This is a genomic window from Pseudomonas sp. NPDC087185 (assembly GCF_044744955.1).
In the GTDB taxonomy this organism is placed as follows: domain Bacteria; phylum Pseudomonadota; class Gammaproteobacteria; order Pseudomonadales; family Pseudomonadaceae; genus Aquipseudomonas.
The window spans coordinates 121,532-146,491 of sequence record NZ_JBIUZK010000009.1 but is presented as its reverse complement, the minus strand read 5'-3'; the positions used below and the strand labels follow the sequence as shown (position 1 = coordinate 146,491).

Genomic DNA, 24,960 nt, shown 5'->3' with positions numbered 1-24,960 from the left:
TTCGGAGATTTACATGCGCATCCCCTCCCGCGTCATCGGTGGCGCCCTCATCGCTACCCTGCTGACCCAGCTGACGGCCTGTGGCACGCTGTTCTACCCTGACCGCCGCGGGCAGATCGAAGGCAAGGTCGACCCGGTCATCGTCGCCCTCGATGCCATCGGCATTCTGTTCTACGTGATCCCAGGCCTGATCGCCTTTGGCGTCGACTTCGCCACCGGTGCCATCTACTACCCCGGCGGCACCACGGCGCAAGTGGCGCCAGAGAAACTGCGCGAAGCCGTGAGCCCGGATGGCAAGGTCGACAACCTCAAGCTGCAGGCTATCCTGGAAAGCGAACTGGGCCAGCGCCTGCCGCTGGATGACCCGCGGCTGATCCAGCACCGCGGCAGCGTCGAGCAGCTGGCGGCATTCGGGACGGTGCCGTCGGCCTGAAACCCACAAGGAAGTCACCCACGGCATGACCACCTCGGCTGAACACCAGCGCCTGTTACGCCTGGCCACCCGCGCGTCACTGGCGGTGGCCTGCATCCTGGTGCTGAGCAAGGCCGTGGCCTGGTGGCTGAGTGGTTCGGTCAGCCTGCTGGCCGGGCTGACCGACTCGGCACTGGATGCCGTTGCCTCGTTCCTCAACCTGCTCGCGGTGCACTACGCGCTGCGCCCGGCGGACGACGACCACCGCTTCGGCCATGGCAAGGCCGAGGCCCTGGCGGGTATGGCGCAGGCAATGTTCATCGGGGTCAGCGCAGTGCTGATCGGGGTCCAGGCCGCCGGGCGCCTGCTATCGCCACAGCCCTTGGGTGATACCGCCATCGGCATCGGCGTGATGCTGCTCTCCCTGGTGTTGACACTTGCCTTGCTGGCGTTGCAGCGCAAGGTCATTCGCCAGACCGGGTCAACCGCCGTACGCGCCGATTCGCTGCACTATCGCTCCGACCTGCTGCTCAATGGCAGCATCCTGCTGGCCTTGCTGCTGGCACGTTTCGGCTGGCCACAGCTGGATGCGCTGTTCGGCCTGGGTATCGCCGCGTACATCCTCTGGAGCGCGCTGCAGATCGCCCGCGAAAGCACGGCCATCCTGATGGACAAGGAGCTGCCCGGGGATATCGGCGAGGGCATGGCCGAGCTGGTGCTCGGCATCCCCGGAGTGAAGGGCGTGCACGACCTGCGCACGCGGGTGTCGGGCAACCAGTGGTTCATTCAATTGCACCTGGAGCTGCCCGGGCAATTGCCGCTGCATGAGGCGCACGCCTTGTGCGTGCAGGCCTCCCAGGTGATCCGCCAGCGTTATCCACAGGCGGATGTGATGGTGCATGCCGACCCGGTGTGAGGCTCAGTTGATGCTATAGCCCCGGCCACTGAAACAGGCCCCCAGCGCTCGCCGGTAGGTGTCGGCAACGTTGCCCGGTGGTGCGTAGGGCGCGGTCGCCGGGTCGAACCCTGACTGGCTCACGGCCCAGCGGTGGCACTGGTAACGGTCTTGGTCCTGCTGCTCCTGCCCCTGCCCGTACATGGGGTAGGCCACCACGTCGTACGCGTTGCCTGCGGGCGCTGGCGCCACGGGTGTCGGTGCGACCGCCGGTGGGCTGACCACCACGTATTGCTGGCTGTCAGCCAGGTACTGGTAGTACGTGTCGGCCACCAGGAAGAACAATGCGCCCCCTAGCCAGACTTCACGGGCATAGGATGGCAAGTAGCCGACCCGCACGCCGTAGGGCGGGGTTACCACGATGTAGCGGCCACCGTGTGGGCGATACCAGTAGCCACCCGAGTAGAAATAGTCCTCGCCCCGGTATGGCACCTTCCAGGAGCGGTCCGGGAAGTGATCAACACTGTGCCCAGGGCGGTATTGCGGCCCTGGCCCCCAGCCATTGCCGTGGCCATCCGGGCGCCCCTGCCAGTCGCCGCCGGGCCGTTGCCCAGGGCCGCCCGCCTGCCAATGACGGTCGTCGCCATTGCGCCGCGGAATGTCCTGGTAATAACCCTGCCGTGCAGGCTGGGTCTGGCGCACTTCGTCGCGCGAGTTGAGCGGCGAGCGGCCTTCGCCACCGCCGTTGGGGTCCTGCCGGCCATTACCCCCGCCATGCCCCTCGTCCGGGCCTTGGGCCAGTGCCCCCAGGCTGATGCTCAAACCCAGCAAACCAACACCTGCCAACTGCCAGATGCGCGACTTCATGTTGTTCCTCACGGTAAAGAAAACGGCTTGCCGCCAGTCTACCGCGCCCACAGCGGCTAGCCAGATGAAATCGCGGACATGAAAAAAGGGAGGCCGTTGGCCTCCCTTTGGGAATTGTCGTCCGTGCTCGGCACTTGTGGCGCCGGCTCACCTCACACCGTCTTCTGGAAGGTGTGTAGCCCGGGGGCCTGGGGCATCCTGTTGGATGCGTTGGCCGCGACCGCCCGCCTAGGGCGCGTCGCCGTGGACTGATGTCCGGGCAGTGATTCTGTGGATAAAGATACCGGGGCGGTGCCGGCAGAGGATTGCGAAGATTGCTCAGATAAATAGCACTTGCGCAATTTTTAACCCTGGATTGATAATTCACCGCAATCTGAACAGAAAAGGCCTTTTCCATGAGCAAGCTTGACCGCTACGACCTGAGCATCCTCGCCGAATTGCAGCGCGACGCGCGCATCTCCAACCAGGAGCTGGCCGAACGCATCGGCCTGTCGCCATCGCCGTGCTCGCGTCGGGTCAAGCAGCTGGAAGACGACGGGTATATCTCGCGCCAGGTCGCCCTGCTCGATCGCAAAAAGCTGGGCCTCAGCCTGACCGCTTATGTGCTGATCGGGATGGACCGGCACACCCCGGAACGCTTCGAGACGTTCGAGGCGGCCATCCGCAACCTGCCGCAGGTGCTCGAATGCAGCCTGGTGACCGGCATGGATGCCGACTATCAGCTCAAGGTGGTGGTCCCGGACATGGACCACTATCAGAAACTTCTACTCGGCAGCCTGACCCGGATCGAAGGCGTCACCAGCGTGCGCTCAAGCTTCGTGCTCAACCAAGTGCTGGCGAGCACCGAGCTTCCTTTGACCCACCTTCGTTAAACGCACAGGCTACCCGGCGTATACTCGGCGGCTCAGCCTGCCTGGAGAACACAGATGGATCCCGCCGTATTCGAAGAATGGATGATGATCATCCTGGTCACCGTGTTGATCGGTTTCATGGGCTTCATCGTCTGGGACCTGGCGAAAAAGTCCAAGGCCGGGCGGTTCGGCACGATGATCCTGTTCTTCGTGCTGGGACTCGGGGTACTGGCCTTCATCATCAAGAGCGTGGTGGTGGGGTTTCTCGAAGGGGTTTAAAGCTTGGCGGCGACCTCGCGCCAGCACCCCTGCTCCAGCCCATCCAGCGCCCAATCGCCGATCTTCACCCGCACCAGACGCAAGGTGGGCAGCCCCACCGCCGCCGTCATGCGCCGCACCTGGCGGTTACGACCTTCGCGAATCACCAGCTCCAGCCAGCTGGTCGGCACGCTCTTGCGAAACCGTACCGGGGGGTTGCGTGGCCATAGTTGCGGCTCGTCCAGGCGCCGGGCTTCAGCTGGCAGCGTCGGGCCGTCGTTAAGTTCGACGCCGTCGCGCAGCCGCTGCAACTGCTCATCACTCGGCTCGCCCTCCACCTGCACCCAATAGGTTTTCGCCAGCTTGTGCTTAGGGTCGGCAATACGCGCCTGCAAGCCGCCGTCATTGGTCAGCAGCAGCAAGCCTTCACTGTCACGGTCCAACCGCCCGGCCGGGTAAACACCGGGGATATCGAGGTAGTCCTTGAGTGTTGCGCGCCCTTCACTGTCGCTGAACTGGGTCAGCACATCGAACGGTTTGTTGAACAGGATCAGGCGCGGCTCGGCTGGCGGCGCCTTGGGCTGGCGACGTGGGCCGGCGGCAGGCCGCGCCTGGGGGCGGCGCGGCTTGGAACGGGGTGGCAGTGGCATGGATCCTCAGCGGAACGGCGGCTCATCGAAGCTGCGCAGTTTACGCGAGTGCAGCGAATTGAGCTCGGTGCGCAGCAGGTCGAGGGCGGCGATGCCGATCTTCAGGTGCTGGCTGACCGCACGGTTGTAGAAGGCGTTGGCCGAGCCCGGCAGCTTGATCTCGCTATGCAGCGGCTTGTCGGACACACACAGCAGGGTGCCGTAAGGCACTCGCAGGCGATAGCCCTGAGCGGCGATGGTGCCGCTTTCCATGTCCACCGCCACGGCGCGCGACAGGTTGATCAGTGGCCGCTCCTGGGCCCAGCGCAACTCCCAGTTACGGTCGTCGTACGTCAGCACGGTGCCGGTGCGCAGGCGCTTTTTCAGCTCCTCGCCACGCTCACCGGTGACCTGCGCCGCCGCTTCCTGCAACGCCAGTTGCACCTCGGCCAGGGCTGGGATGGGAATATTCGGTGGCACCACACGGTCGAGGATGCCATCACGGCGCATGTAGGCGTGGGCCAGCACATAGTCGCCGATGGTCTGCGACTGACGCAGGCCGCCACAGTGGCCGATCATCAGCCAGCAGTGCGGGCGCAGCACGGCCAGGTGGTCGGTGATGTTCTTGGCATTGGACGGGCCGACACCGATGTTGACCAGGGTCACGCCATCGCCATCGGCGGCGATCAGGTGGTAGGCGGGCATCTGGTAGCGGTGCCACACCACGCTGGCCACCAGGGCCTGCGCTTCACCGTGGTCCATGCCTTTCTCGATCGCCACGTTGCCCGGCAGCACCATGCGCACGAAGCGCGGGTCTTCACGCAGCTGTTCGAGGCCGTGGCTGATGAACTGGTCAACATAACGGTGATAGTTGGTCAGCAGGATCCACGGCTGCATATGGCGCCAGTCGCTACCGGTGTAGTGCACCAGGCGGCGCAGCGAGAAGTCCACGCGGGCGGCGTCGAACAGTGCCAGCGGCAGGGTTTCGGCGCTGCCCCAGTCGCACAGGCCATCGGCGATGTTGTCGGTGGCGGCGGACAGGTCAGTGCTGGGGAACACGCGCGCCAGCTCGGCGGCGGTAATACCACTGCCGGCCAGCTCATCGCCCTGGTCGACCACGTACGGATACGGGATGTTCTGTTCGCTCACGCCGACTTCAACGGTCACCGTGTAGTCGTGCATCAACGGGCGCAACTGCTCGAGCAGGTAGCCACGAAATGCCGCTGGCTGGGTGACCGTGACACTGTAGGTGCCGGCCACCTGGACCTTGGCATAGGCGCGGGTGGTGGCGGCGACTTCGCCGTGGCTGTAGTAGGTCAGGCGCAGCGCCGGGTAGCGGTACACGGCGCGCTCGTCGGCATCCGGCTCGGTGCGGTCCTTCAGGTAACGCTTGAGGGCCTGGCTGAGGGCCCCGGTGGCCTGTTCATGCAGGGCCGCCAGACGGTCGACGGCCTGTTCGGGAGTATCAACGACTACAAAGGCGTGGCTCACACTGTGCTTCCTGTCTGGACATGCATGTCAGCCATCTTGCCTGCCTTCGCCGGTAAAAACATCCCCTGTCATGCTGGCCAGACCGGCGTGGCCCGCGCGACCAGCGCCTCGACATCGGCGCCGCGTGGCAACGCCCCGTACGCGCGGCCACCCCCTGCCAGCCGGCTGCCGATGAACGCATCGCTGACAGCTGCGTTACCGGCCTCCAGCAACAGCTTGGCCTGCAGGGCCAGGGCGATGTCCTCGGTCAGCTGCCGCGCGCGGTACTGGATATCGCTGGTGTCGGCGAAAGCCCCCTTGAGATTGCCGATGTACGCGGCCAGGCGAGGGTCGCCATGGCCATCGCCCAGTTCGGCGAACAGCGCATCGAGCACGCCCGGCTCCTTGGACAACGCCCGCAGCACGTCCAGGCACTGCACGTTGCCAGAGCCTTCCCAGGTAGAGTTGACCGGCGCCTCGCGGTACAGCCGCGGCAGGATGCTGTCTTCCACATACCCGGCGCCGCCCAGGCATTCTGCCGCCTCGTTGATCATGGCCGGCGCGCGCTTGCAGATCCAGTACTTGCCCACCGCGGTGACCAGCCGGGCGAAGTGTGCCTGCTGCGGGTCATCGAGCTGCTCCAGTGCTTGCCCCATGCGCAGGCTCAAGGCCAGCGCCGCCTCGCTCTCCAGGGCCAGGTCGGCCAGCACGTTCTGCATCAGCGGCTGCTCGCTCAGCATCCGCCCACCGACCTTGCGGTGGGCGCAATGGTGCGTGGCCTGTGTCAACGCCTGGCGCATCAGGGCGCTGGAGCCGACCATGCAATCGAAGCGGGTCATCGCCACCATCTCGATGATGGTCGGTACGCCCCGCCCTTCTTCGCCGACCATCCAGGCCAAAGCGCCACGGAACTCCACTTCGCTCGATGCGTTGGAGCTGTTGCCCAGTTTGTTCTTCAAGCGCTGGATGTAGAACTGGTTGCGCTGGTCATCCGGGCGGTGACGTGGCAGCAGGAAGCAGCTCAGGCCCTTGTCGGTCTGGGCCAGGGTGAGGAAGGCATCGCACATGGGCGCCGAGCAGAACCACTTGTGCCCGACCAGTTCGTAGGCCTGGCCCGGCCCGGGGCTGCCGACCGGGTAGGCGCGGGTGGTGTTGGCGCGCACATCGGTGCCGCCCTGCTTTTCGGTCATGGCCATGCCGATGGTCACCCCGGCCTTGTGCCGGTCGCCGACATTGCGTGGGTCGTATTCGCGGGCGAGGATCTTCGGCAACCAGTATTCGGCCAGCTCGGGCTGCAGCCTGAGCGCGGGGACGGCGGCAAAGGTCATGGTCAGCGGGCAGCCGGTGCCAGCTTCAGCCTGGCTGTGCAGGTAGGTCATCGACGCCCGGGCCACGTGCGCGCCAGGGCGTGGCTCGGCCCAGGGCAACGACGGCAGGCCGTGCTCGACGGCCGTGCGCATCAGCTCGTGGTAGGCGGGGTGGAATTCCACCAGGTCGATGCGATGGCCGTAGCGGTCATGGCTGCTGAATTCCGGCTTGTGCGCGTTGGCCAGGAAACCTGCGGCCATCAACGGCCCGCCGGCCAAGGCACCGTAGGCGTCGATCCGCGCTTCGGCCCAACCGGCCCCGAAACGCCGCGACCACTCCTGCAACGGCAGGTCGAGGCGGTACAGGTTGGCGCCGTCGAGGGACGGCGGCTGGTTGGTGACTTCGTGGGTTTCAGCGTACTGGTGCAGGTTCATCGCGAGCTCCTGAGGCCGGGTATGCCTGAAAGCCCCAGTGAAGCACTCCCTGTGGGGGAGTCAACGTGACAAAAATGACTAAACGTGTAGCAGCGACTGCAATCCCTTCAACCCGCCAGGGTCTGCATGAAATGTATTGGCGCGAAGGCCAGGCAAGGCGAAACGTGGCGGGTGCGGACACCTTTCGTACAGCGCCTAGAAACGCGTTGCCCCCGAGACCGCGATGCCGGGCGGCACCTGCACCTGTGCAATCGCCACATTCAAGGTCAGTTCGAAACGGCTGCCCAACCCTCGCGTCGACTCATGCACCAGCTGGCCACCCAGCACTTCGCCCATCTGCCGGCAGATCGACAGGCCGATGCCCAGCCCGCCGTAGCGCCGGGTCATCGAGCCATCGACCTGGAAGAAGCGCTGGTAGAGGATCGCCTGGTCCAGGTCATCGAAGCCTATGCCGCTGTCACTCACGGTGAAGGTCAGTGCCAGGCTGTCCGGCCCCAGTCGGCGGCCGCGGACCTGCACCATCACCCCGCCCTGGTGGGTGAACTTGAGGCCGTTGTCCACCAGGCAACCCAGGCAACGCGCCAGCTTGTGGGCATCGCCCAGCAGTTCGTCCGGCAGTTCGGCGGGGATGTCCAGGCTCAGGTAAAGCCCCTTGCCCAGGGCCGTTCCGGCGTAGCCGGCACGCAGGTCCTGGAGCAGGCGACGCAGGCTGAACGGCGCCGCCTGCACGCGCAACCGGCCGGCCTGCAGCTCGGTCAGGGTGAGGATATCGTCGACCATGTCCATCATGTTCTGCGCAGAACCGACCGCAGTACGGTGGTATTGAGCCATCTCGGCGCTCATGGGCAACGTGTGCATCAACTCCAGCGAACCGATCACGCCATTCATCGGCGTGCGCAGTTCGTGGGTGACGGTGGCGAGGAACTCGTCCTTGAGGTGGTTGCTCCTGGCCAGTTGCTGGTTCACTTGCTCCAGCGCCCGCCCGGTGTCACGCAAGGTCTGTGCCTGCTGTTCGCGCATGCTGTTGATGCGGTCGGCCAGGGCCAGTGACAACAGCGCCACCTCAAGCGCCGAGCCAAGCTGGCTGGCGTACATGGTAATGAACACGTTTGGCAGGTAACCCAGCACCATCAGGGTATTGACCAGCCCGCCGAGCAAAAAAGCCGTCCAGGCGATGATGAACCAGCGCGCCACGCGCAGCCCTCGCGACCAGGCGTACAGCCCCGCAGTGAAAATGCTCACGGTGAACAACAGCGCCAGCACCGTGGCCATGCGCAGGGCAATCCCGTAGGGCATGCTCACCGCCAGCAGCATCACCAGTGCGCCACCCAGCATCAACAGCTGCAGCAGGCGGTCGAAGCCGCGGCTGATCTTGCCCAGGCGCAGGAAATGGCGGGCGAACTGGCAGCCGAACAGCCCCGCCGCACCGATGAACAGTGGAGTGGCCGCATTCGCCCACCACGGGCTGTCCGGCCAGAAGTACGCGACCCCGGCGCCATTGACAGACACCTGGTACAGGCCGAACGAGGCGATGTAGAGGATGTAGTAGAGGTAACTGACATCGCGCACACTGAGGTAGATGAACAGGTTGTACACCAGCATCACCAGCAACACGCCGTAGATCATCCCCAGGACATACAGGCGGGTCGGCTGCTCTTCCATGTAGGCCTCGGCAGACCATAGCGCCAGCGGCGCCTGCACCGAGCCCTGGCTGTGCAGGCGTAAATAGACGGTGGTGGCCTGGCCAGGTTGCAGGGGCAGCTCGAACAGGTAGTTGTTCTGGCGGATCTGGCGGCTGTCATAAGGCAAGGCGTCGCCGGTACGCTGGGCCAGGCGATAAGCGCCATCGGTGCCGGGCAGGTACAGTTCGAGGTGATCCAGCGGCGGGTAGGCCAGCTCCAGCAACCATTGACGGGGCAAGGCATTTGCCGAGGCCTGGTAGCGCAAATCGATCTTGAGCCAGAACACCGACGTCGAGTAGCCGGCGTTCAGCACCTCTTCGCGGTGTGCGCGAAAACGGCTGGCGAACGCGGGCGCTGTGACCTGGGCAATGCTGGCGCTGCCAGTGCGGTCTTCATAGACCTGCATGACCTTGCCCAGCGCAAGGTGCCGGGTGCTGGCGTCGAAATCGACCGCAGCGGCCAGCGCGGGCAAGCAGCCCAGAAGCAAAATCAGCAAATAGCGCATACAGCCCCAGCATGGCCTGCACGGTCACGTCGCGATGGCCCCCTATCCCTATGAGACGACGAAATCCGGCGAAGCCCGTTTATCGAGTTATCCGAGCACTCTAGCATAGCTTTCCACGCTGGCCAGGGGCCACTTTAATTTTGACAGAAAAGGCTCTAGATCAGCACTTTCAGGCACCCAACAAAAACAAAACTGACCTATCGATCAGCAAAAGCCGTTTGTAGGACGATCCGCGCAAATAGGTTTGGTGGTAAGCTCGCCGACCATGAATACCTACAGCTCCCGCCCCGTTGTCCTCTGTCTCTCCGGCCACGACCCAAGTGGCGGCGCCGGCTTGCAGGCAGACATTGAAGCCCTGATCGCCCAAGGCTGTCATGCCGCACCCGCGGTGACCGCCCTGACCGTGCAGGATACCGTCAACGTTTCCGACTTCCGCGTGCTCGACCGCGAGTGGGTGCTGGCCCAGGCCAACGCCGTGCTGGCCGACTCCACGGTGGCTGCGGTCAAGCTGGGCATGCTCGGCTCGATCGAAATGGTCGACACCGTCGCCGAACTGCTGCGTGCTCACCCGCACCTGCCGGTGGTCTGCGACCCGGTGCTGCGCGCCGGTGGCGGTGGCCGCCTGGGCAAGGACGAAGTTGGCTATGCCGTGCGCGAGCGCCTGCTGCCACTGGCCGCCATCGCCACGCCAAACCTGCCCGAGGCGCGCATCCTGGCCGAACTGCCCGAAGGCACGGCCGACGAGTGTGCCGAGAAACTGTTACCGTTCTGTAGACACCTGCTGATTACCGGTGGTCACGGCGACGAAGACGAAATCCACAACCGCCTGTACAGCCGCGACGGCCAGCGCCACACCTGGACCTGCCAGCGCCTGCCGGGCAGCTACCACGGCTCGGGCTGCACCTTGGCCAGCACCCTCGCCGGCCGCCTGGCCCTGGGCGAAGCACTGCAAAGCGCCGTGCGCAGCGCACTCGACTACACCTGGCGCACCCTGCGTGACGCCGAGCAGTTGGGCAAGGGCCAGTTCGTCCCGCGCCGCCTGCCCCTGGACTTCTGCTCCTGATACGAGGCTTTCCGATGACGCTACGTGGCCTGTATGCAATCACCGACAGCCAGCTGCTTGCCGGCCGTTTCCTTTCCCATGTCGAGGCAGCACTGGAAGGCGGCGTGCGCCTGCTGCAGTACCGCGACAAGAGTGACGATGCCGCCCGTCGCCTGCGCGAAGCCGAAGCACTGATGAAGCTCTGCGAGCGCTATGGCACCCAGCTGCTGATCAACGACGATGCCGAACTGGCGGCGCGCCTGGGCGTCGGTGTGCACCTGGGGCAGACCGACGGCCCGTTGACCCCGGCCCGCGCCTTGCTGGGCCGCCAGGCCATCATCGGCTCCACTTGCCACGCCAGCCTCGAACTGGCCGCGCAGGCCGCCAGCGAGGGCGCCAGTTATGTCGCCTTTGGCCGCTTCTTCAATTCCGTGACCAAGCCCGGTGCGCCCGCCGCCAACGTTGAGTTGCTGCAGCAGGCCCGCGCCAAGGTCAAGCTGCCGATCGCCGTGATCGGCGGCATCACCCTCGACAACGCCGCCCCGCTGGTCGCCCACGGTGCCGACCTGCTGGCGGTGATCCATGGCTTGTTCGGTGCCGACAGCGCGCAGGAAGTCACCCGCCGCGCCCGCGCCTTCAACGCCCTGTTCGCTTCCTGATTTCGAGAGAAGATCCCATGTCCCGTTCCGAATCCCTATTCGCCCAAGCCCAGAAGCACATCCCCGGCGGCGTCAACTCGCCGGTCCGCGCCTTCAAGAGCGTCGGCGGCACCCCGTTGTTCTTCAAGCATGCCGAAGGCGCTTATGTCGTCGACGAAGACGACAAACGCTACGTTGATTACGTGGGCTCGTGGGGCCCGATGATTCTCGGCCACGGCCACCCCGAGGTGCTCGACGCGGTACGCAACCAGTTGCAGCACGGCCTGTCCTACGGCGCACCGACCGCCATGGAAACCGAGATGGCCGACCTGGTCTGCTCGCTGGTGCCGTCGATGGAGATGGTGCGCATGGTCAGCTCCGGCACCGAAGCCACCATGAGCGCAATCCGCCTGGCCCGTGGCTACACCGGCCGCGACGCCATCATCAAGTTCGAAGGCTGCTACCACGGGCACTCCGACAGCCTGCTGGTCAAGGCCGGCTCCGGCCTGCTGACCCAGGGCGTGCCGAGCTCGGCGGGCGTACCGGCGGACTTCGCCAAACACACCTTGACCCTGCCGTTCAACGACATCGCCGCCGTCGAGAAGACCTTGGCCGAAGTCGGCCAGACCGTGGCTTGCATCATCGTCGAGCCGGTGGCCGGCAACATGAACTGCGTACCGCCCGCCCCTGGCTTCCTCGAAGGCCTGCGCGAGCAGTGTGACAAGCACGGCGTGGTGCTGATCTTCGACGAAGTGATGACCGGTTTCCGTGTCTCGCTCGGCGGCGCCCAGGGCCACTACGGCATCACCCCGGACCTGTCGACCTTCGGCAAGATCGTCGGCGGCGGCATGCCGGTGGGCTGCTTCGGCGGCAAGCGCGAGATCATGGGCTGCATCGCCCCACTGGGTCCGGTGTACCAGGCGGGCACGCTGTCGGGCAACCCGCTGGCCATGGCCGCTGGCCTGACCACCTTGAAGCTGATCAGCCGCCCGGGCTTCCATGACGAACTGACCGCCTACACCAGCCGCATGCTCGACGGCCTGCAGCAACTGGCCGATGCCGCTGGTGTGCCGTTCGTCACCACCCAGGCAGGTGCCATGTTCGGCCTGTACTTCAGCGGTGCCGACGACATCGTCACCTTCGATGACGTGATGGCCAGCGATGCGGACCGCTTCAAGCGCTTCTTCCACCTGATGCTCGAAGGCGGCGTGTACCTGGCGCCAAGCGCGTTCGAGGCAGGCTTCACCTCCATCGCGCACGGTGATAAAGAGTTGCAGATCACCCTGGATGCGGCTGAGCGGGCGTTTGCCAAGCTGAAGTAAGCGATAAGCGGTGCCGGCCTCATCGTGGATTCATCCGCGATGAGGCCGGCACAAGCCATAAAAGCCCTTCCTGCATCAGCAAGTTTCACCACCCGCGCAGAAATTCGAGTAAAACTTTGTAAGGTTGGCGCTGCTTATCCCATAATGTGCCACCAGAGACCTTGGCCGTAGCTTTGCAGAGGTATGTCGATCCCCATGAACCGCACCGGCCGCGCCCTGACCCTGGGCTGCCTGTTGCTTCTTCAGCCCCTGCTGGCACTGGCGGAGGGCGGTAACTCGTTGCTCATTCCGGCAACGGGGCGCTGCACGCTCAATGTCCAGCCAGAAGACCAGGTCAACGCCCTTAAGGCTTGCGAGCAGACGGCGGCGACCGGGGACGCCCAGGCGCAGTACGAACTGGGTGAGTACTACTACACGCAAACGCCCAAAGACCTAAAAAAGGCCGTGGACTGGTTCGGCAAAGCCTCGCTGCAAGGCCATGCCGACGCCCAGTACCGCCTCGGTGCCATGTTCTTCCATGGCGAAGGCGTCAAGGCCAACAATGTGCAGGCTTATATCCTGCTGAAGATGGCCGCGGTCAACGGCGCCGAAGATGCGCTGGACATGGCCGACGAAGTGACCGAGCAGATGCCCCGCGACGAACTGGAGCACGCCACCCAGGTGCTTGGCCAGATCTTCCGCAAGTACCTGCTGGAGCTGCAGAACGCCGAAGGGCGTACGCCGTTCTCGCCACTGCCCTGATCACTTCTCCGGCATCGGCATGGGGAATGGCATCACATTGCCGCTAGCCCTGGCCTCGCTGATCTTCGCCGTACCCAGGCGCTCCACCTCATCGATACGCACGATCGAGTGCATCGGCACGAAGCTGCGGATTACCCCTTCGAACTGATTCTTGAGCTTCTCTTCGCTCGGGTCGACGACGATCTGGGCGCGCTCACCGAAGACGAATTCCTCGATTTCCAGAAAACCCCACAGGTCGCTCTGGTAGATCTGCTTGGCATACATCTCGAAGACCTGCCCCTGGTTGAGGAAGATCACTTTATAGATGGCGGGTTCGCGTTTGCTCATGTTGGGTGGGATAACACATGCGTAAGAAAAGGCGCGCATCATAACAGTGCCTACGAAGAGCCTGGCAATGGCACTGCATACCCTTGATCGTTTCAGTGCTTTCGCCCCTGCCCTTCAAGGGTTATTCTTGACTTCACCCTTATTGCCGTCGAGCGGCTTAAAACGACCTTGAACGCACCCATACAACCTCATCGTTTCATCCTCGAACCTTTCGAGGCCCACCGCTTCGCCAACCTGTGCGGCCAGTTCGACGAGCACCTGCGCCTGATCGAACAACGCCTGGCCATCGAGATCCGCAACCGCGGCAATCAATTCGAGCTGATCGGCGAACCCAAGACCACTTCCGCTGCCGAGCAACTGCTGCGCCGCCTCTACCGCGAGGCCAAGGCGACCGAGCTGTCGCCGGAGACCGTGCACCTGTACTTGCAGGAGTCGGCCGTCGAGAACATCGACAACCCTGCCGTCAACGAGGTCAGCGTCTCGCTGCGCACGCGCAAGGGCAACATCCGCCCGCGCGGTGTCAACCAGCAGCGCTACGTCAAGGAAATCCTGGCCAACGACATCAACTTCGGCGTCGGCCCGGCCGGTACTGGCAAGACTTACCTGGCCGTGGCCTGCGCCGTGGATGCCCTGGAACGCGAGCAAGTGCGGCGCATCCTGCTGGTGCGCCCGGCGGTCGAGGCCGGCGAAAAGCTCGGCTTCCTGCCCGGTGACCTGGCCCAGAAGATCGACCCGTACCTGCGCCCGTTGTACGACGCGCTGTACGAAATGCTCGGCTTCGAGCACGTGGCCAAGCTGATCGAGCGCCAGGTGATCGAAATCGCCCCGCTGGCCTACATGCGTGGCCGCACCTTGAACAACAGCTTCATCATCCTCGACGAGAGCCAGAACACCACGCTCGAACAGATGAAGATGTTCCTTACCCGCATCGGCTTCGGCTCCACCGCGGTGATCACCGGTGACATCACCCAGGTCGACCTGCCACGTGGCACCAAGTCGGGTCTGGCCCATGTGATCGAAGTGCTCAAGGACGTCCCGGGTATCAGCTTCACCCACTTCCAACCCAAAGATGTGGTTCGTCACCCACTGGTGCAGCGTATCGTCGAAGCCTATGACCGCTTCGAAGCCCGTCAAGCCAAGCCCGAGGCCAGCAACAAAGATGCTTGAACTTGACCTGCAACGGGCCACGGACGCCGCCGCCCCTGACGATGCCGCCTTCCGTCGCTGGTGCGAACTGGCGTTGCGCCAGCGCACGGCCGATTCGGAAATGACCATACGCCTGGTCGACGAAGCCGAAGGCCGCGAGCTGAACCACACCTACCGGCACAAGGACTACGCGACCAATGTGCTGTCGTTCCCGGCCGACGTGCCGGACGAGTTGCTGGACATTCCACTGCTCGGTGACCTGGTGATCTGCATCCCCGTGGTTGAACGCGAAGCCGCCGAACAAGGCAAAGCGCTTGAGGCACACTGGGCGCACCTGGTCATTCACGGCTGCCTGCACCTGCTCGGCTACGACCACATCGAAGACAATGAGGCCGAGGAAATGGAAGCGCTGGAACGGGAATTGCTGGCAGAACTGGGTCACCCTGACCCGTACGCCGACGATGAAAACGAATCCATCACACACTGATACTGCAAGGATCACGAGAACCGCCATGAGCGAAGATCGATCGAGCAACGGGCAAAAGTCCTGGCTGGGTAAACTGACCCAGGCTTTTGCCCATGAGCCGAAAAACCGCCAGGAGCTCCTCGAGCTGCTTCGCGAAGCCCATCAGAACAAGCTGCTCGACAGCGAAGCGCTGACCATCGTCGAAGGTGCTATCCAGGTCGCCGACCTGCAGGTACGTGACATCATGGTGCCGCGCTCGCAGATGATCAGCATCAAGGCTACCCAGTCGCCTCGCGAGTTCCTGCCGGCGATCATCGACGCCGCGCATTCGCGCTACCCGGTGATCGGCGAAAGCCATGACGATGTGCTCGGGATCCTGCTGGCCAAGGACCTGCTGCCGCTGATCCTCAAGGAGAACGGCGACAGCTTCAACATCAAGGACCTGCTGCGCCCGGCCACCTTCGTGCCGGAGTCCAAGCGCCTGAACGTGCTGTTGCGCGAGTTCCGCGCCAACCACAACCACATGGCCATCGTGATCGACGAATACGGCGGTGTGGCGGGCCTGGTGACCATCGAGGACGTGCTCGAACAGATCGTCGGTGACATCGAGGACGAGCATGACGTCGAGGAAGACAGCTACATCAAGCCACTGCCCAGCGGCGATTTCCTGGTCAAGGCGCTGACACCGATCGACAACTTTAACGAGTTCTTCGACAGCGAATTCTCAGATGATGAGTTCGACACGGTAGGCGGGCTGGTGATGAGCGCCTTCGGCCACCTGCCCAAGCGCAACGAGACCACCGAGATCGGCGCCTACAAGTTCCGTATTCTCAACGCCGATAGCCGGCGGATACACTTGCTGCGCCTGACCCCGATCACCCGTTAAGGACAAACATGCGTTGGATCACCCGCCCCGGCTGGCCCGGTAACCTGCTGGCCTTGGCGGCCGGCGCCTCGACCCTTCTGGCCCTGGCGCCATTCGACATCTGGCCGCTGGCCTTGCTGTCGATCGCCGTGCTCTACCTCGGCCTGCGCGAGCTCACTCCGCGCCAGGCCATGTGGCGCGGCTGGTGCTTCGGCTTCGGCCTGTACGGCGCCGGGACCTGGTGGATCTACGTCAGCATGAACACCTACGGTGGCGCTTCGCCGCTGCTGGCAATCGTGTTGCTGGTGGCGTTCTTCGCCGCGCTGGCCTGGTTCTTCGCCTTGCCCACCTGGCTGTGGGCACGCTGGCTGCGGCGCAACGAAGCGCCACTGGCCGATGCCCTGTGCTTTGCCGCCCTGTGGCTGCTGCAAGAAGCCTTCCGCGGCTGGTTCCTGACCGGCTTCCCTTGGCTATACGCCGGTTACAGCCAACTGGACGGCCCGCTGGCCGGCCTGGCGCCGCTGGGCGGCGTGTGGCTTATCTCCTTTGCCCTGGCGCTGAGCGCCGCGCTGCTGTGCAACCTGCACCGCCTGCGCGCGCGCCCGTCGTTCCTCGCCGTGGGCGCCCTGCTGCTGCTCGCCCCGTGGGTCATCGGCCTGGCGCTTAAAGGCCACGCCTGGACCAAGCCGGCGGGCGACCCGCTCAAGGTCGCGGCCCTGCAGGGCAATGTCGAGCAGGAGCTGAAATGGGACCCAGCGCACATCGATGCGCAACTGGCGCTGTACCGCGACATGAGTTTCAGCTCCAAACCGGTGGACTTGCTGATCTGGCCAGAAACAGCCGTACCGATCCTCAAGGACCAGGCCCAAGGCTACATCGACGTGATGGGCCGCTTTGCCGCGGACCGTCATTCGGCGCTGATCACCGGCGTACCGGTGCGCGAGGTGGTGCATCACCAGCGTCGCTACTACAACGGCGTGACCGTCACCGGTGAAGGCGATGGCACGTACCTTAAGCAGAAGTTGGTGCCCTTCGGCGAATACGTGCCGCTGCAGGACATGCTGCGGGGCCTGATCGAGTTCTTCAACCTGCCGATGTCGGACTTCGCCCGCGGCCCTGAAGACCAGCCACTGCTGCAGGCCAAGGGTTACCAGATTGCCCCGTACATCTGCTACGAGGTGGTCTACCCGGAATTCGCGGCAGGCCTGGCGGCGCGCAGCGACCTGCTGTTGACGATCAGCAACGACACCTGGTTCGGCACCTCGATCGGCCCGCTGCAACACCTGCAGATGGCACAGATGCGGGCGCTTGAAGCCGGGCGCTGGATGATCCGGGCCACCAACAACGGCGTGACCGCGTTGATCGACCCGTTTGGCCGGATTACTGCCGAGGTGCCTCAGTTCCAGCGTGCGGTGCTGTATGGCGAGGTGGTGCCGATGCAGCAGCTGACGCCGTACCTTCAGTGGCGTTCGTGGCCGCTGGCGATTGTCTGCGTGTTGCTGCTGGCGTGGGCGCTGGCGGCTGGGCGTATTGCCAAGACTGTATAGACCTCTTCGCGTGCAAGCCCGCCCCCCATAGCTACCCCACTGCCTTCAAGATCACTGGGGTAGCTATGGGGGGCGGGCTTGCACGCGAAAGGGCCGGCACAGGCAGTGCAAAGCTCAATAGAACAACCGATACCCCAGCAACCCCACCGCTTCATTCAGCAACTGCCCGCTTTGCCACATCGCCCGGCTTTCCGGCAGCAACCCGGCAAACGGCCGGGCATGGTCACGCCCGAGGAACCCCATCGGCGCCGGCACCACCTCGAAGCCGGCCTGCTCGAAGCTCCAGCGCGAGCGCTGCATGTGCCAGGCCTGGGTCACCACCACCACACGGCGAATGCCCAACGGCTGCAGCACCCGGGCCGTGAGCTGGGCATTTTCCCAGGTAGTGCGGCTGGCCTCCTCCTTCCATTTCACGTCGACGGCAAAATCCTCTCGCAGCCGATCCGCCATCAACCGCGCCTCGCTCGGCGGCGTACCGTAGTGCAGGCCGCCGCTGGTCAACACCGGCAGGCCCGAGGCCTTCGCCAGCCGCGCGGCAAAGCGCATGCGCTCCAGCGCCGTGGCGGCGGGTTGGTCTGCCCCGCCCCAGGCAGGGTCACCGCGCTCACGCCCCGCGCCGAGCACGACAATGGCATCTGCCCTGCTCGCCAGGCTCGCCCATTCGCTGACGGCCAACGGCGGCTCGGTCTCCAGCAGCCGTGCGCCGTGCTGCACCACCAGCGGCAGGCTCATCAGCCACAAGCCGCCCAGCCCCAGTACGAAACACAGCGCCGCCAGCCGGGGGCGTCGGGCGCGCAGCCACCAGGCCGCAAGCAACAGCAGAAACAGGACGCCTGGCGGCATCAACCATTGTTTGATGAAGAATCGAAACGGCATCGGCCCACACTCCTTGGCAGGCATGCAGCCTAAGAGGATCGGCGCCGGTCAACAAGTGCGCAGCCGACGCCGATCATGAGAAGTGTGTGTTTGAAGAACCGGCGCGCGATAGCCTGCGCCTGGCGTCCTGAACGGCTAGCGATGCGGCAGCGTCCTGGATCTCACCGTCGTGGCGGGGCGTTTCTTGTCCTTGAGCCAGATGATCTTGGCCGATGTCGGTTCCGCTTGTGGGTATGTACCGGCACTGGCATTGCGGCGTTCCGGGAGGGACTCCAGGTAGGCCTTGATCACTTCGAACTCTGCATGGCTCAAGCCACGCAACTCCAGCTCGGCTGGCATCTCGTCGCGCAATCGTACCGATGTTCTGGCGACTTCCAGTGCCAGGCCAAGACGGTCGATCAGGCGTTCGTAAAGCTCCGGTTTGCTTGCGGGTAGCTGCGTCTCTCCCATCCGTTCACCTCATTGAAGATAAAGAATATCTCCCCCCACACCTGAGCTTAGCGGCGCTATGAAAAGCAGCTGGATGCAGCGACCAGCGGCCATTCTCAATCAGGGTTTCCCACGATGCGCGGCGCTGCTGTATGCTTAGGCGTTCACCCTCATGACACCGGAGTGCCGGACGCAGCGAGGTTCCGCTGCCTGGAACAAGGTCTCTTCTCTCTCAGCCAAAAGTAGCCATGCACGAACAATACACGCCCCGTGATATCGAAGCCGCCGCCCAGAATTTCTGGGACGAGCAACAATCGTTCGCTGTTACCGAACAGCCAGGCAAAGATACCTACTATTGCCTATCGATGTTCCCGTACCCGAGCGGCAAGCTACACATGGGCCACGTTCGCAACTACACCATCGGCGACGTGATTGCCCGCTACCAGCGCATGCTGGGCAAGAATGTCCTGCAGCCGATGGGCTGGGACGCCTTCGGCATGCCCGCGGAAAACGCGGCGATGAAAAACAACGTCGCCCCGGCCAAGTGGACATACGAAAACATCGACTACATGAAGACCCAGCTCAAGAGCCTGGGCCTGGCCATCGACTGGGCGCGTGAAGTCACCACCTGCAAGCCGGACTACTACCGCTGGGAACAGTGGCTGTTCACCCGCCTGTTCGAAAAAGGCATCATCTACCGCAAGAACGGTACCGTGAACTGGGACCCGGCCGACCAGACCGTGCTCGCCAACGAGCAGGTCATCGACGGCCGTGGCTGGCGTTCGGGCGCGCTGATCGAGAAGCGCGAAATCCCGATGTACTACTTCCGCATCACCGATTACGCCGACGAGCTGCTGGAAAGCCTCGACGAGCTGCCGGGCTGGCCTGAGCAGGTCAAGACCATGCAGCGCAACTGGATCGGCAAGTCGCGCGGCATGGAAGTGCAGTTCCCGTTCGATCAGGCCAGCATCGGCCACGAAGGCACCCTGAAAGTCTTCACCACCCGCCCGGACACCCTGATGGGCGCGACCTACGTCGCCGTCGCCGCCGAACACCCGCTGGCCACCCAGGCTGCCCAGGGCAACCCGGCGCTGCAGGCGTTCATCGACGAGTGCAAGAGCGGCAGCGTCGCCGAAGCCGACATGGCCACCCAGGAAAAGAAGGGCATGGCCACTTCCCTGCTGGTCGAGCACCCGCTGACCGGCGAGAAGCTGCCGGTATGGGTCGCCAACTATGTGCTGATGCACTACGGCGACGGCGCCGTGATGGCTGTGCCGGCCCATGACGAGCGCGACTTCGAGTTCGCCCACAAGTACAACCTGCCGGTCAAGGCCGTGGTGCGCACCAGCGCGGGCGATGACGTCGGCAGCGAGTGGCAGGCCGCCTACGGCGAGCATGGCCAACTGATCAACTCCGGCGAGTTCGACGGCCTGGACTTCGCCGGCGCCTTCGACGCCATCGAAGCCGCGCTGCTGCGCAAGGAGCTGGGCAAGTCGCGTACCCAGTTCCGCCTGCGCGACTGGGGCATCAGCCGCCAGCGCTATTGGGGCTGCCCGATCCCGATCATCCACTGCCCGTCCTGCGGCGACGTACCGGTGCCGGAAGACCAGCTGCCGGTCACCCTACCCGAGAACGTGGTACCGGACGGTGCCGGCTCGCCACTGGCGCGCATGCCCGAGTTCTATGAATGCACCTGCCCTAAATGCGGCACCGCGGCCAAGCGCGAAACCGACACCATGGACACCTTCGTCGAGTCGTCCTGGTACTTCGCCCGCTACGCTTCGCCGAACTACGACAAAGGCCTGGTCGACCCGAAAGCGGCCAACCACTGGTTGCCGGTCGATCAGTACATCGGCGGTATCGAACATGCGATCCTGCACCTGCTGTACGCGCGCTTCTTCCACAAGCTGATGCGTGACGAAGGCCTGGTCACCTCCAACGAGCCGTTCAAGAACCTGCTGACCCAAGGCATGGTGGTCGCCGAGACCTACTACCGCGTTGCCAGCAATGGCGGCAAGGACTGGTTCAACCCTGCTGACGTCGAAATCGAACGTGATGCCAAGGCCAAGATCATTGGCGCGCGCCTGAAGACCGACGGCCTGCCGGTGGAAATCGGCGGCACCGAGAAGATGTCCAAGTCGAAGAACAACGGCGTCGACCCGCAGTCGATGATCGAAGCCTACGGTGCCGACACCTGCCGCCTGTTCATGATGTTCGCCTCGCCGCCTGACATGAGCCTGGAGTGGTCCGACTCCGGCGTCGAAGGTGCAAGCCGCTTCCTGCGACGCGTCTGGCGCCTGGCCCAGGCCCACGTCAGCCAAGGCCTGCCGGGCAAGCTGGACACCGCCGCGCTGAGCGACGAACAGAAGGTCATCCGCCGCGCGATCCATGCTGCGATCAAGCAGGCCAGCACCGATGTCGGCCAGCACCACAAGTTCAACACCGCCATCGCCCAGGTGATGACCGTGATGAACGTGCTGGAAAAGGCCCCGCAGGCCACCGCGCAAGACCGTGCCCTGCTGCAGGAAGGCCTGGAAGCCGTGACCCTGCTGCTGGCGCCGATCACCCCGCACATCAGCCACGAGCTGTGGCAGCAGCTGGGCCACGCCGGGTCGGTGATCGATGCCGCCTGGCCGAGCGTCGACGAGCAAGCGCTGGTGCAGGACACCATTACCCTGGTGGTCCAGGTCAACGGTAAACTGCGCGGCCAGGTCGAGATGCCTGCCGCTGCCAGCCGCGAGGAAGTCGAAGCCGCCGCCCGCAGCAACGAGAATGTCCTGCGCTTCATCGATGGCCTGACTATCCGCAAGGTCATCGTGGTACCGGGCAAACTGGTCAACATCGTCGCCAACTGATGGCAACGCCCACCCGCTGCCAGTGCGGGTGGGCGGTATCGGCCCACAAGGGAGCAACAACATGATCAAACGCAATCTGCTGGTAATGGGCCTGGCTGTCATGCTCAGCGCCTGCGGTTTCCAGCTGCGCGGCACCGGCACCAACGCGCTGAGCGTCAAGGAAATGGACGTCGGCGCACGCAACGCCTACGGCCAGACCGTGGTCCAACTGCGCCAGGCACTCGAGCGCAGCGGCGTCAACGTGCACACCGGCGCGCCTTACCGCCTGGAGCTGACCAACGAGCAGGAAAACCAGCGCTCGGCCAGCTACAGCGGCGGCAGCCGTACCGCCGAATACGAACTCACCACCACCCTCAACTACAGCATCCTGGGCCTGAACAACCTGGAGCTGCTGAGCGACAAGGTTGAAGTGCGCAAGATCTACGTGCGCGACGGTGGCAACATCACCGGCTCCGACCAGGAAGCCACGCAGGCCCGCGTGGAAATGCGCCGCGAACTGGTGCAGTCGATGATGGCCCGCCTGCAGAACCTGACCCCGTCTCAGCTCGATGAGCTGCAGCGCAAGGCTGACGAACGCGCCAAAGCCGAAGCCGACGCGCTGGAAGCCGCGCGCCGTCAGCAGGCGGAAACGCCGCAGCAGTCGCCGCTGGAAGTTCCGGGCAACTGAGCCCGTGCGGGGCACTTCGGTGCCCCGCGTGTTTCCGATGAAACTCGCCCCCGCCCAACTCAACAAGCACCTGCAAGGCGCCTTGGCCCCGGTCTACGTGGTCAGCGGCGACGACCCGCTGCTGTGCCAGGAAGCCGCCGACGCCATTCGTACCACGGCGCGCCAGCAAGGCTTCGACGAGCGCCAGGTGTTCAGCGCTGACGCCAACTTCGACTGGGGTACCCTGCTCCAGGCCGGTGCCAGCCTGTCACTGTTCGCCCAGCGCCGCCTGCTTGAACTGCGCCTACCTTCCGGCAAGCCCGGTGACAAAGGCGCTGCCGCCCTGATGGAATACTGCGCCAACCCCGCCGAAGACACCCTGCTGCTGATCAGCCTGCCCAAGCTCGACGGCAGCGCGCAAAAGACCAAGTGGGGCAAAGCGCTGATCGAAGGCGCCCATTGCCAGTTCATCCAGATCTGGCCGGTGGATGCCCAGCAGTTGCCGCAATGGATCAACCAGCGTTTGTCGCAGGCGGGGCTTTCGGCCCAGCGCGATGCAGTCGACCTGATCGCCGCACGGGTCGAGGGCAACCTGCTCGCGGCCGCGCAGGAAATCGAAAAGCTCAAGCTGCTGGCCGAAGGTAACCAGGTTACCGTCGAAACGGTGCAATCGGCCGTTGCCGACAGCGCGCGATTCGATGTCTTCGGCCTGGTCGATGCCATCCTCAATGGCGAAGCCGCGCATGCCCTGCGTATGCTCGAAGGTCTGCGTGGCGAAGGTGTGGAACCACCAGTGATTCTCTGGGCCCTGGCCCGGGAGCTGCGCCTGCTGGCCGGCCTGGCGCAGCAGTTCAGCCAGGGTGTGCCGCTGGACAAGGCATTCAGCCAGGCTCGCCCACCGGTGTGGGACAAACGTCGGCCGCTGGTCAGTAAAGCCCTGCAGCGCCTCTCCGCGCAGCGCTGGGCGCAGCTGCTGCAGGATGCGCAGCGTATCGATGCACAGATCAAGGGCCAGGCCGAGGGTTCGCCGTGGACCGGGCTGTCGCGATTGTCGCTGCTGATGGCTGGGCAGCGGCTGGCGCTGCCTCCCGAGTAGGCCGTCAGGGCGATACACACAATCAATTGGCCCTGCCCGTCCTGCAGGCCTACAGTCCGCCCCGCAATCCATACCCAGCGGGAACCTCGCCATGAGCAAAAAGCCGAAAAAGCACGGCCCCAACAAGGCCAAATCGATTGTCGCCCAGCCACTGTTCCGCTGCCGCCAGGAACAACCGGACAAGGGCAAAGGCAGCTACCGCCGCGAAGCCTTCCAATCGAGAGATTGGGAGGCTTCTTACTTTTTGGCCGCATGAAAGCATCGAAAGCGCAGGCATGGTATGGTCGGCACCTGACCTGAAATTCTGGATCTGTGCATGCTCTTCAGTCTTCTCCCCCGTTGGAAATCCCGCCAGCTGATCGCGGCCTCCAGCTTCATCCTGCTCGTCGCCTGCGCGGAAAAACCCACCGCCGCCGACGCCCTGCCGCTGGCCCCCGCCCAGCCCGCGCCGGTAGTGACCCTGCCCAGCGCCACGCCCGACGTCAGTACTGAAATCCAGCCGCTGCAGACCTTCGCCCAGTGGCAGGCCGGTTTCCGTGAGCAAGCGCTGCAAGCCGGCATTTCGGCCAGTACCTTCGACCGTGCGTTCCTCGGCGTCACGCCGGACATGGACGTGATCAAGGCCGACCGCAGCCAGCCTGAGTTCACCCGCCCGGTGTGGGAATACCTTGAAGGCGCGCTGTCGCCCCTGCGCGTGCGCAACGGCAAGAAACTGCTCGAGCAGAATGCAGAACTGCTGACCCGTCTGGAGCAACGCTATGGCGTTGACCGCCAGGTGCTGGTCTCGGTCTGGGGCATGGAAAGCAACTTCGGCCAGTTTCAGGGCAGCAAGTCGGTGATTCGCTCACTGGCCACGCTGGCCTACGAAGGCCGCCGACCGCAGTTCGCCCAGGACCAGTTGATCGCCGCCCTGCAGATCATCCAGCACGGCGATATCCAGCCTGAAGCCATGCGTGGCTCGTGGGCCGGCGCCATGGGCCAGACCCAGTTCATCCCCACCACCTATAACACCCACGCGGTGGATTTCGACGGCGATGGCCGTCGCGACATCTGGAACAGCACCCCAGATGCCCTGGCATCAACGGCGCACTACCTGCAGAGCTCCGGCTGGAAGCGCGGCCAGCCCTGGGGCTTCGAGGTGCAGGTGCCGGCAGGCTTCGACTACTGGCTGGCTGATGGCGCGCAGCGCAAGCCTGTCAGTGAATGGCTGCAGATGGGCGTGAAGCTGCCGGCCGGTACGCAGTTGCCCCCGAACAGCAACCCGCTGTCCGCGGCCCTGTTGCTGCCAGCCGGCGCCCGCGGCCCGGCATTCCTGGTGCTGGACAACTTCCGCGCCATCCTCAAATACAACAACTCGTCGTCGTATGCTCTGGCCGTGAGCTTGCTCGGTGACCGTTTCTCGGGTTGGGGTTTCATTGCCGGTAGCTGGCCGAAGGAAGACCTGCCTCTGAGCCGCAGCGAGCGCATGGAGCTGCAGAACCTGCTCAATGCCAGCGGCCATGAAGCGGGTAACCCGGACGGCATCATCGGGGCCAATACCCGCAAGGCGATTCGCAATGCCCAGCAAGGGCTAGGATGGCCGGCGGATGGCTACCCGACGCACAAGCTGCTCGATAGCCTGCGCCAGCGTTGAGCGCTTTTGGGCCGCTGTGC

General features: G+C 64.4%; 25 protein-coding genes. 17 read left to right on the top strand and 8 right to left on the bottom strand.

Annotated features, from left to right (window positions below; genetic code table 11):
• The first annotated feature begins 13 nt into the window (after positions 1-13).
• Complete coding sequence (locus ACIPIJ_RS25965; RefSeq protein ID WP_401082329.1) at positions 14-433, top strand: polyribonucleotide nucleotidyltransferase; 420 nt, start codon at positions 14-16, stop codon at positions 431-433.
• Between the two features lie 25 nt (positions 434-458).
• Positions 459-1,328, top strand: a complete 870-nt coding sequence (locus tag ACIPIJ_RS25960; RefSeq protein WP_401082326.1) for a cation diffusion facilitator family transporter — start codon at positions 459-461, stop codon at positions 1,326-1,328.
• A 3-nt stretch (positions 1,329-1,331) separates the two neighbouring features.
• On the opposite strand, the gene ACIPIJ_RS25955 is transcribed toward ACIPIJ_RS25960, so the two are convergent.
• Positions 1,332-2,174 carry a DUF6515 family protein gene (locus ACIPIJ_RS25955; protein WP_401082323.1) on the bottom strand — a complete coding sequence of 281 codons (843 nt, stop codon included), beginning with the start codon at positions 2,172-2,174 and terminating at the stop codon, positions 1,332-1,334.
• A 395-nt stretch (positions 2,175-2,569) separates the two neighbouring features.
• Between ACIPIJ_RS25955 and ACIPIJ_RS25950 the strand changes: the two genes are divergently transcribed.
• On the top strand, positions 2,570-3,046 hold the full coding sequence (locus ACIPIJ_RS25950; RefSeq protein ID WP_003249795.1) for an Lrp/AsnC family transcriptional regulator: 477 nt from the start codon (positions 2,570-2,572) through the stop codon (positions 3,044-3,046).
• A 54-nt stretch (positions 3,047-3,100) separates the two neighbouring features.
• A complete protein-coding gene (locus ACIPIJ_RS25945; RefSeq protein ID WP_008092861.1) occupies positions 3,101-3,304 on the top strand; it encodes a DUF2788 domain-containing protein in 204 nt (67 codons plus the stop codon).
• On the opposite strand, the gene ACIPIJ_RS25940 is transcribed toward ACIPIJ_RS25945, so the two are convergent.
• The 4 genes from ACIPIJ_RS25940 to ACIPIJ_RS25925 form a co-directional block, all read right to left on the bottom strand.
• Positions 3,301-3,933 (bottom strand): pseudouridine synthase, encoded by a 633-nt coding sequence (locus tag ACIPIJ_RS25940; RefSeq protein ID WP_401082320.1) that lies wholly within the window; start codon positions 3,931-3,933, stop codon positions 3,301-3,303. The genes ACIPIJ_RS25945 and ACIPIJ_RS25940 overlap by 4 nt on opposite strands.
• Positions 3,934-3,939: 6 nt before the next feature.
• The gene (gene amn, locus ACIPIJ_RS25935; RefSeq protein WP_401082317.1) at positions 3,940-5,403 is read right to left on the bottom strand and encodes an AMP nucleosidase; all 1,464 of its coding nucleotides are present in this window, start codon (positions 5,401-5,403) and stop codon (positions 3,940-3,942) included.
• Between the two features lie 68 nt (positions 5,404-5,471).
• Positions 5,472-7,124, bottom strand: a complete 1,653-nt coding sequence (locus ACIPIJ_RS25930; protein ID WP_401082314.1) for an acyl-CoA dehydrogenase family protein — start codon at positions 7,122-7,124, stop codon at positions 5,472-5,474.
• Positions 7,125-7,319: 195 nt separating this feature from the next.
• Entirely contained in the window at positions 7,320-9,311 is a 1,992-nt protein-coding gene (locus tag ACIPIJ_RS25925) for a 7TM diverse intracellular signaling domain-containing protein (RefSeq protein WP_401082312.1), read from the bottom strand.
• Between the two features lie 265 nt (positions 9,312-9,576).
• Here ACIPIJ_RS25925 and ACIPIJ_RS25920 point away from each other — a divergent pair, with 265 nt between their 5' ends.
• The 4 genes from ACIPIJ_RS25920 to ACIPIJ_RS25905 all read left to right on the top strand — a co-directional run bounded on the left by ACIPIJ_RS25920 (position 9,577) and on the right by ACIPIJ_RS25905 (position 13,054).
• Positions 9,577-10,374, top strand: coding sequence for a hydroxymethylpyrimidine/phosphomethylpyrimidine kinase (locus ACIPIJ_RS25920; protein WP_401082309.1), 798 nt, complete (start codon positions 9,577-9,579; stop codon positions 10,372-10,374).
• 14 nt (positions 10,375-10,388) lie between these two features.
• On the top strand, positions 10,389-11,012 hold the full coding sequence (gene thiE, locus ACIPIJ_RS25915) for a thiamine phosphate synthase (protein WP_401082307.1): 624 nt from the start codon (positions 10,389-10,391) through the stop codon (positions 11,010-11,012).
• A gap of 17 nt (positions 11,013-11,029) precedes the next feature.
• Positions 11,030-12,313 carry a glutamate-1-semialdehyde 2,1-aminomutase gene (hemL, locus tag ACIPIJ_RS25910; protein WP_401082304.1) on the top strand — a complete coding sequence of 428 codons (1,284 nt, stop codon included), beginning with the start codon at positions 11,030-11,032 and terminating at the stop codon, positions 12,311-12,313.
• A 195-nt stretch (positions 12,314-12,508) separates the two neighbouring features.
• Positions 12,509-13,054, top strand: coding sequence for a tetratricopeptide repeat protein (locus ACIPIJ_RS25905; protein WP_401082302.1), 546 nt, complete (start codon positions 12,509-12,511; stop codon positions 13,052-13,054).
• Here ACIPIJ_RS25905 and ACIPIJ_RS25900 read toward each other — a convergent pair whose 3' ends face one another.
• A complete protein-coding gene (locus ACIPIJ_RS25900; protein ID WP_401082299.1) occupies positions 13,055-13,381 on the bottom strand; it encodes a DUF1820 family protein in 327 nt (108 codons plus the stop codon).
• A 168-nt stretch (positions 13,382-13,549) separates the two neighbouring features.
• Here ACIPIJ_RS25900 and ACIPIJ_RS25895 point away from each other — a divergent pair, with 168 nt between their 5' ends.
• Genes ACIPIJ_RS25895 through lnt form a run of 4 tightly spaced genes read left to right on the top strand, consistent with a single transcriptional unit; the run spans position 13,550 to position 17,405 of the window.
• A complete protein-coding gene (locus tag ACIPIJ_RS25895) occupies positions 13,550-14,548 on the top strand; it encodes a PhoH family protein (protein WP_401082296.1) in 999 nt (332 codons plus the stop codon).
• Positions 14,541-15,014: an rRNA maturation RNase YbeY gene (gene ybeY, locus ACIPIJ_RS25890; RefSeq protein WP_401082293.1), complete on the top strand. Its 474-nt coding sequence runs from the start codon at positions 14,541-14,543 to the stop codon at positions 15,012-15,014. Before ACIPIJ_RS25895 ends, ybeY begins: the two co-directional genes overlap by 8 nt.
• 25 nt (positions 15,015-15,039) lie before the next feature.
• The gene (locus ACIPIJ_RS25885) at positions 15,040-15,879 is read left to right on the top strand and encodes an HlyC/CorC family transporter (RefSeq protein ID WP_401082290.1); all 840 of its coding nucleotides are present in this window, start codon (positions 15,040-15,042) and stop codon (positions 15,877-15,879) included.
• 8 nt (positions 15,880-15,887) lie between these two features.
• On the top strand, positions 15,888-17,405 hold the full coding sequence (lnt, locus tag ACIPIJ_RS25880) for an apolipoprotein N-acyltransferase (RefSeq protein ID WP_401082287.1): 1,518 nt from the start codon (positions 15,888-15,890) through the stop codon (positions 17,403-17,405).
• A 114-nt stretch (positions 17,406-17,519) separates the two neighbouring features.
• Here the strand turns inward: lnt and ACIPIJ_RS25875 are convergent, their stop codons facing one another.
• A complete protein-coding gene (locus ACIPIJ_RS25875) occupies positions 17,520-18,281 on the bottom strand; it encodes a YdcF family protein (RefSeq protein WP_401082284.1) in 762 nt (253 codons plus the stop codon).
• A gap of 135 nt (positions 18,282-18,416) precedes the next feature.
• Positions 18,417-18,731 (bottom strand): hypothetical protein, encoded by a 315-nt coding sequence (locus ACIPIJ_RS25870; protein WP_401082281.1) that lies wholly within the window; start codon positions 18,729-18,731, stop codon positions 18,417-18,419.
• Between the two features lie 227 nt (positions 18,732-18,958).
• Here ACIPIJ_RS25870 and leuS point away from each other — a divergent pair, with 227 nt between their 5' ends.
• The 5 genes from leuS (at position 18,959) to ACIPIJ_RS25845 (ending at position 24,940) form a co-directional block, all read left to right on the top strand.
• On the top strand, positions 18,959-21,565 hold the full coding sequence (gene leuS / locus ACIPIJ_RS25865) for a leucine--tRNA ligase (RefSeq protein ID WP_401082278.1): 2,607 nt from the start codon (positions 18,959-18,961) through the stop codon (positions 21,563-21,565).
• 61 nt (positions 21,566-21,626) lie between these two features.
• Positions 21,627-22,232 carry an LPS assembly lipoprotein LptE gene (gene lptE, locus ACIPIJ_RS25860; RefSeq protein ID WP_401082275.1) on the top strand — a complete coding sequence of 202 codons (606 nt, stop codon included), beginning with the start codon at positions 21,627-21,629 and terminating at the stop codon, positions 22,230-22,232.
• Positions 22,233-22,269: 37 nt separating this feature from the next.
• Entirely contained in the window at positions 22,270-23,307 is a 1,038-nt protein-coding gene (holA, locus tag ACIPIJ_RS25855; RefSeq protein ID WP_401082272.1) for a DNA polymerase III subunit delta, read from the top strand.
• A gap of 91 nt (positions 23,308-23,398) precedes the next feature.
• Positions 23,399-23,563 carry an alternative ribosome rescue factor ArfA gene (gene arfA / locus ACIPIJ_RS25850; protein WP_016501800.1) on the top strand — a complete coding sequence of 55 codons (165 nt, stop codon included), beginning with the start codon at positions 23,399-23,401 and terminating at the stop codon, positions 23,561-23,563.
• A gap of 60 nt (positions 23,564-23,623) precedes the next feature.
• On the top strand, positions 23,624-24,940 hold the full coding sequence (locus tag ACIPIJ_RS25845; RefSeq protein WP_401082268.1) for a lytic murein transglycosylase: 1,317 nt from the start codon (positions 23,624-23,626) through the stop codon (positions 24,938-24,940).
• Positions 24,941-24,960: the final 20 nt, after the last annotated feature.

Bases quoted from the DNA above. Each gene is read 5' to 3' on its own strand.
- ACIPIJ_RS25925 (WP_401082312.1), bottom strand. From the start codon at position 9,311: ATGCGCTATTTGCTGATTTTGCTTCTGGGCTGCTTGCCCGCGCTGGCC.
- thiE (WP_401082307.1), top strand. From the start codon at position 10,389: ATGACGCTACGTGGCCTGTATGCAATCACCGACAGCCAGCTGCTTGCC.
- holA (WP_401082272.1), top strand. From the start codon at position 22,270: ATGAAACTCGCCCCCGCCCAACTCAACAAGCACCTGCAAGGCGCCTTG.
- ACIPIJ_RS25875 (WP_401082284.1), bottom strand. From the start codon at position 18,281: ATGCCGTTTCGATTCTTCATCAAACAATGGTTGATGCCGCCAGGCGTC.
- arfA (WP_016501800.1), top strand. From the start codon at position 23,399: ATGAGCAAAAAGCCGAAAAAGCACGGCCCCAACAAGGCCAAATCGATT.
- ACIPIJ_RS25940 (WP_401082320.1), bottom strand. From the start codon at position 3,933: ATGCCACTGCCACCCCGTTCCAAGCCGCGCCGCCCCCAGGCGCGGCCT.
- ACIPIJ_RS25955 (WP_401082323.1), bottom strand. From the start codon at position 2,174: ATGAAGTCGCGCATCTGGCAGTTGGCAGGTGTTGGTTTGCTGGGTTTG.
- ACIPIJ_RS25905 (WP_401082302.1), top strand. From the start codon at position 12,509: ATGAACCGCACCGGCCGCGCCCTGACCCTGGGCTGCCTGTTGCTTCTT.
- ACIPIJ_RS25885 (WP_401082290.1), top strand. From the start codon at position 15,040: ATGAGCGAAGATCGATCGAGCAACGGGCAAAAGTCCTGGCTGGGTAAA.
- ACIPIJ_RS25965 (WP_401082329.1), top strand. From the start codon at position 14: ATGCGCATCCCCTCCCGCGTCATCGGTGGCGCCCTCATCGCTACCCTG.
- ybeY (WP_401082293.1), top strand. From the start codon at position 14,541: ATGCTTGAACTTGACCTGCAACGGGCCACGGACGCCGCCGCCCCTGAC.
- leuS (WP_401082278.1), top strand. From the start codon at position 18,959: ATGCACGAACAATACACGCCCCGTGATATCGAAGCCGCCGCCCAGAAT.
- ACIPIJ_RS25900 (WP_401082299.1), bottom strand. From the start codon at position 13,381: ATGAGCAAACGCGAACCCGCCATCTATAAAGTGATCTTCCTCAACCAG.
- ACIPIJ_RS25960 (WP_401082326.1), top strand. From the start codon at position 459: ATGACCACCTCGGCTGAACACCAGCGCCTGTTACGCCTGGCCACCCGC.
- lnt (WP_401082287.1), top strand. From the start codon at position 15,888: ATGCGTTGGATCACCCGCCCCGGCTGGCCCGGTAACCTGCTGGCCTTG.
- ACIPIJ_RS25845 (WP_401082268.1), top strand. From the start codon at position 23,624: ATGCTCTTCAGTCTTCTCCCCCGTTGGAAATCCCGCCAGCTGATCGCG.
- hemL (WP_401082304.1), top strand. From the start codon at position 11,030: ATGTCCCGTTCCGAATCCCTATTCGCCCAAGCCCAGAAGCACATCCCC.
- ACIPIJ_RS25930 (WP_401082314.1), bottom strand. From the start codon at position 7,124: ATGAACCTGCACCAGTACGCTGAAACCCACGAAGTCACCAACCAGCCG.
- ACIPIJ_RS25945 (WP_008092861.1), top strand. From the start codon at position 3,101: ATGGATCCCGCCGTATTCGAAGAATGGATGATGATCATCCTGGTCACC.
- ACIPIJ_RS25870 (WP_401082281.1), bottom strand. From the start codon at position 18,731: ATGGGAGAGACGCAGCTACCCGCAAGCAAACCGGAGCTTTACGAACGC.
- ACIPIJ_RS25920 (WP_401082309.1), top strand. From the start codon at position 9,577: ATGAATACCTACAGCTCCCGCCCCGTTGTCCTCTGTCTCTCCGGCCAC.
- lptE (WP_401082275.1), top strand. From the start codon at position 21,627: ATGATCAAACGCAATCTGCTGGTAATGGGCCTGGCTGTCATGCTCAGC.
- ACIPIJ_RS25950 (WP_003249795.1), top strand. From the start codon at position 2,570: ATGAGCAAGCTTGACCGCTACGACCTGAGCATCCTCGCCGAATTGCAG.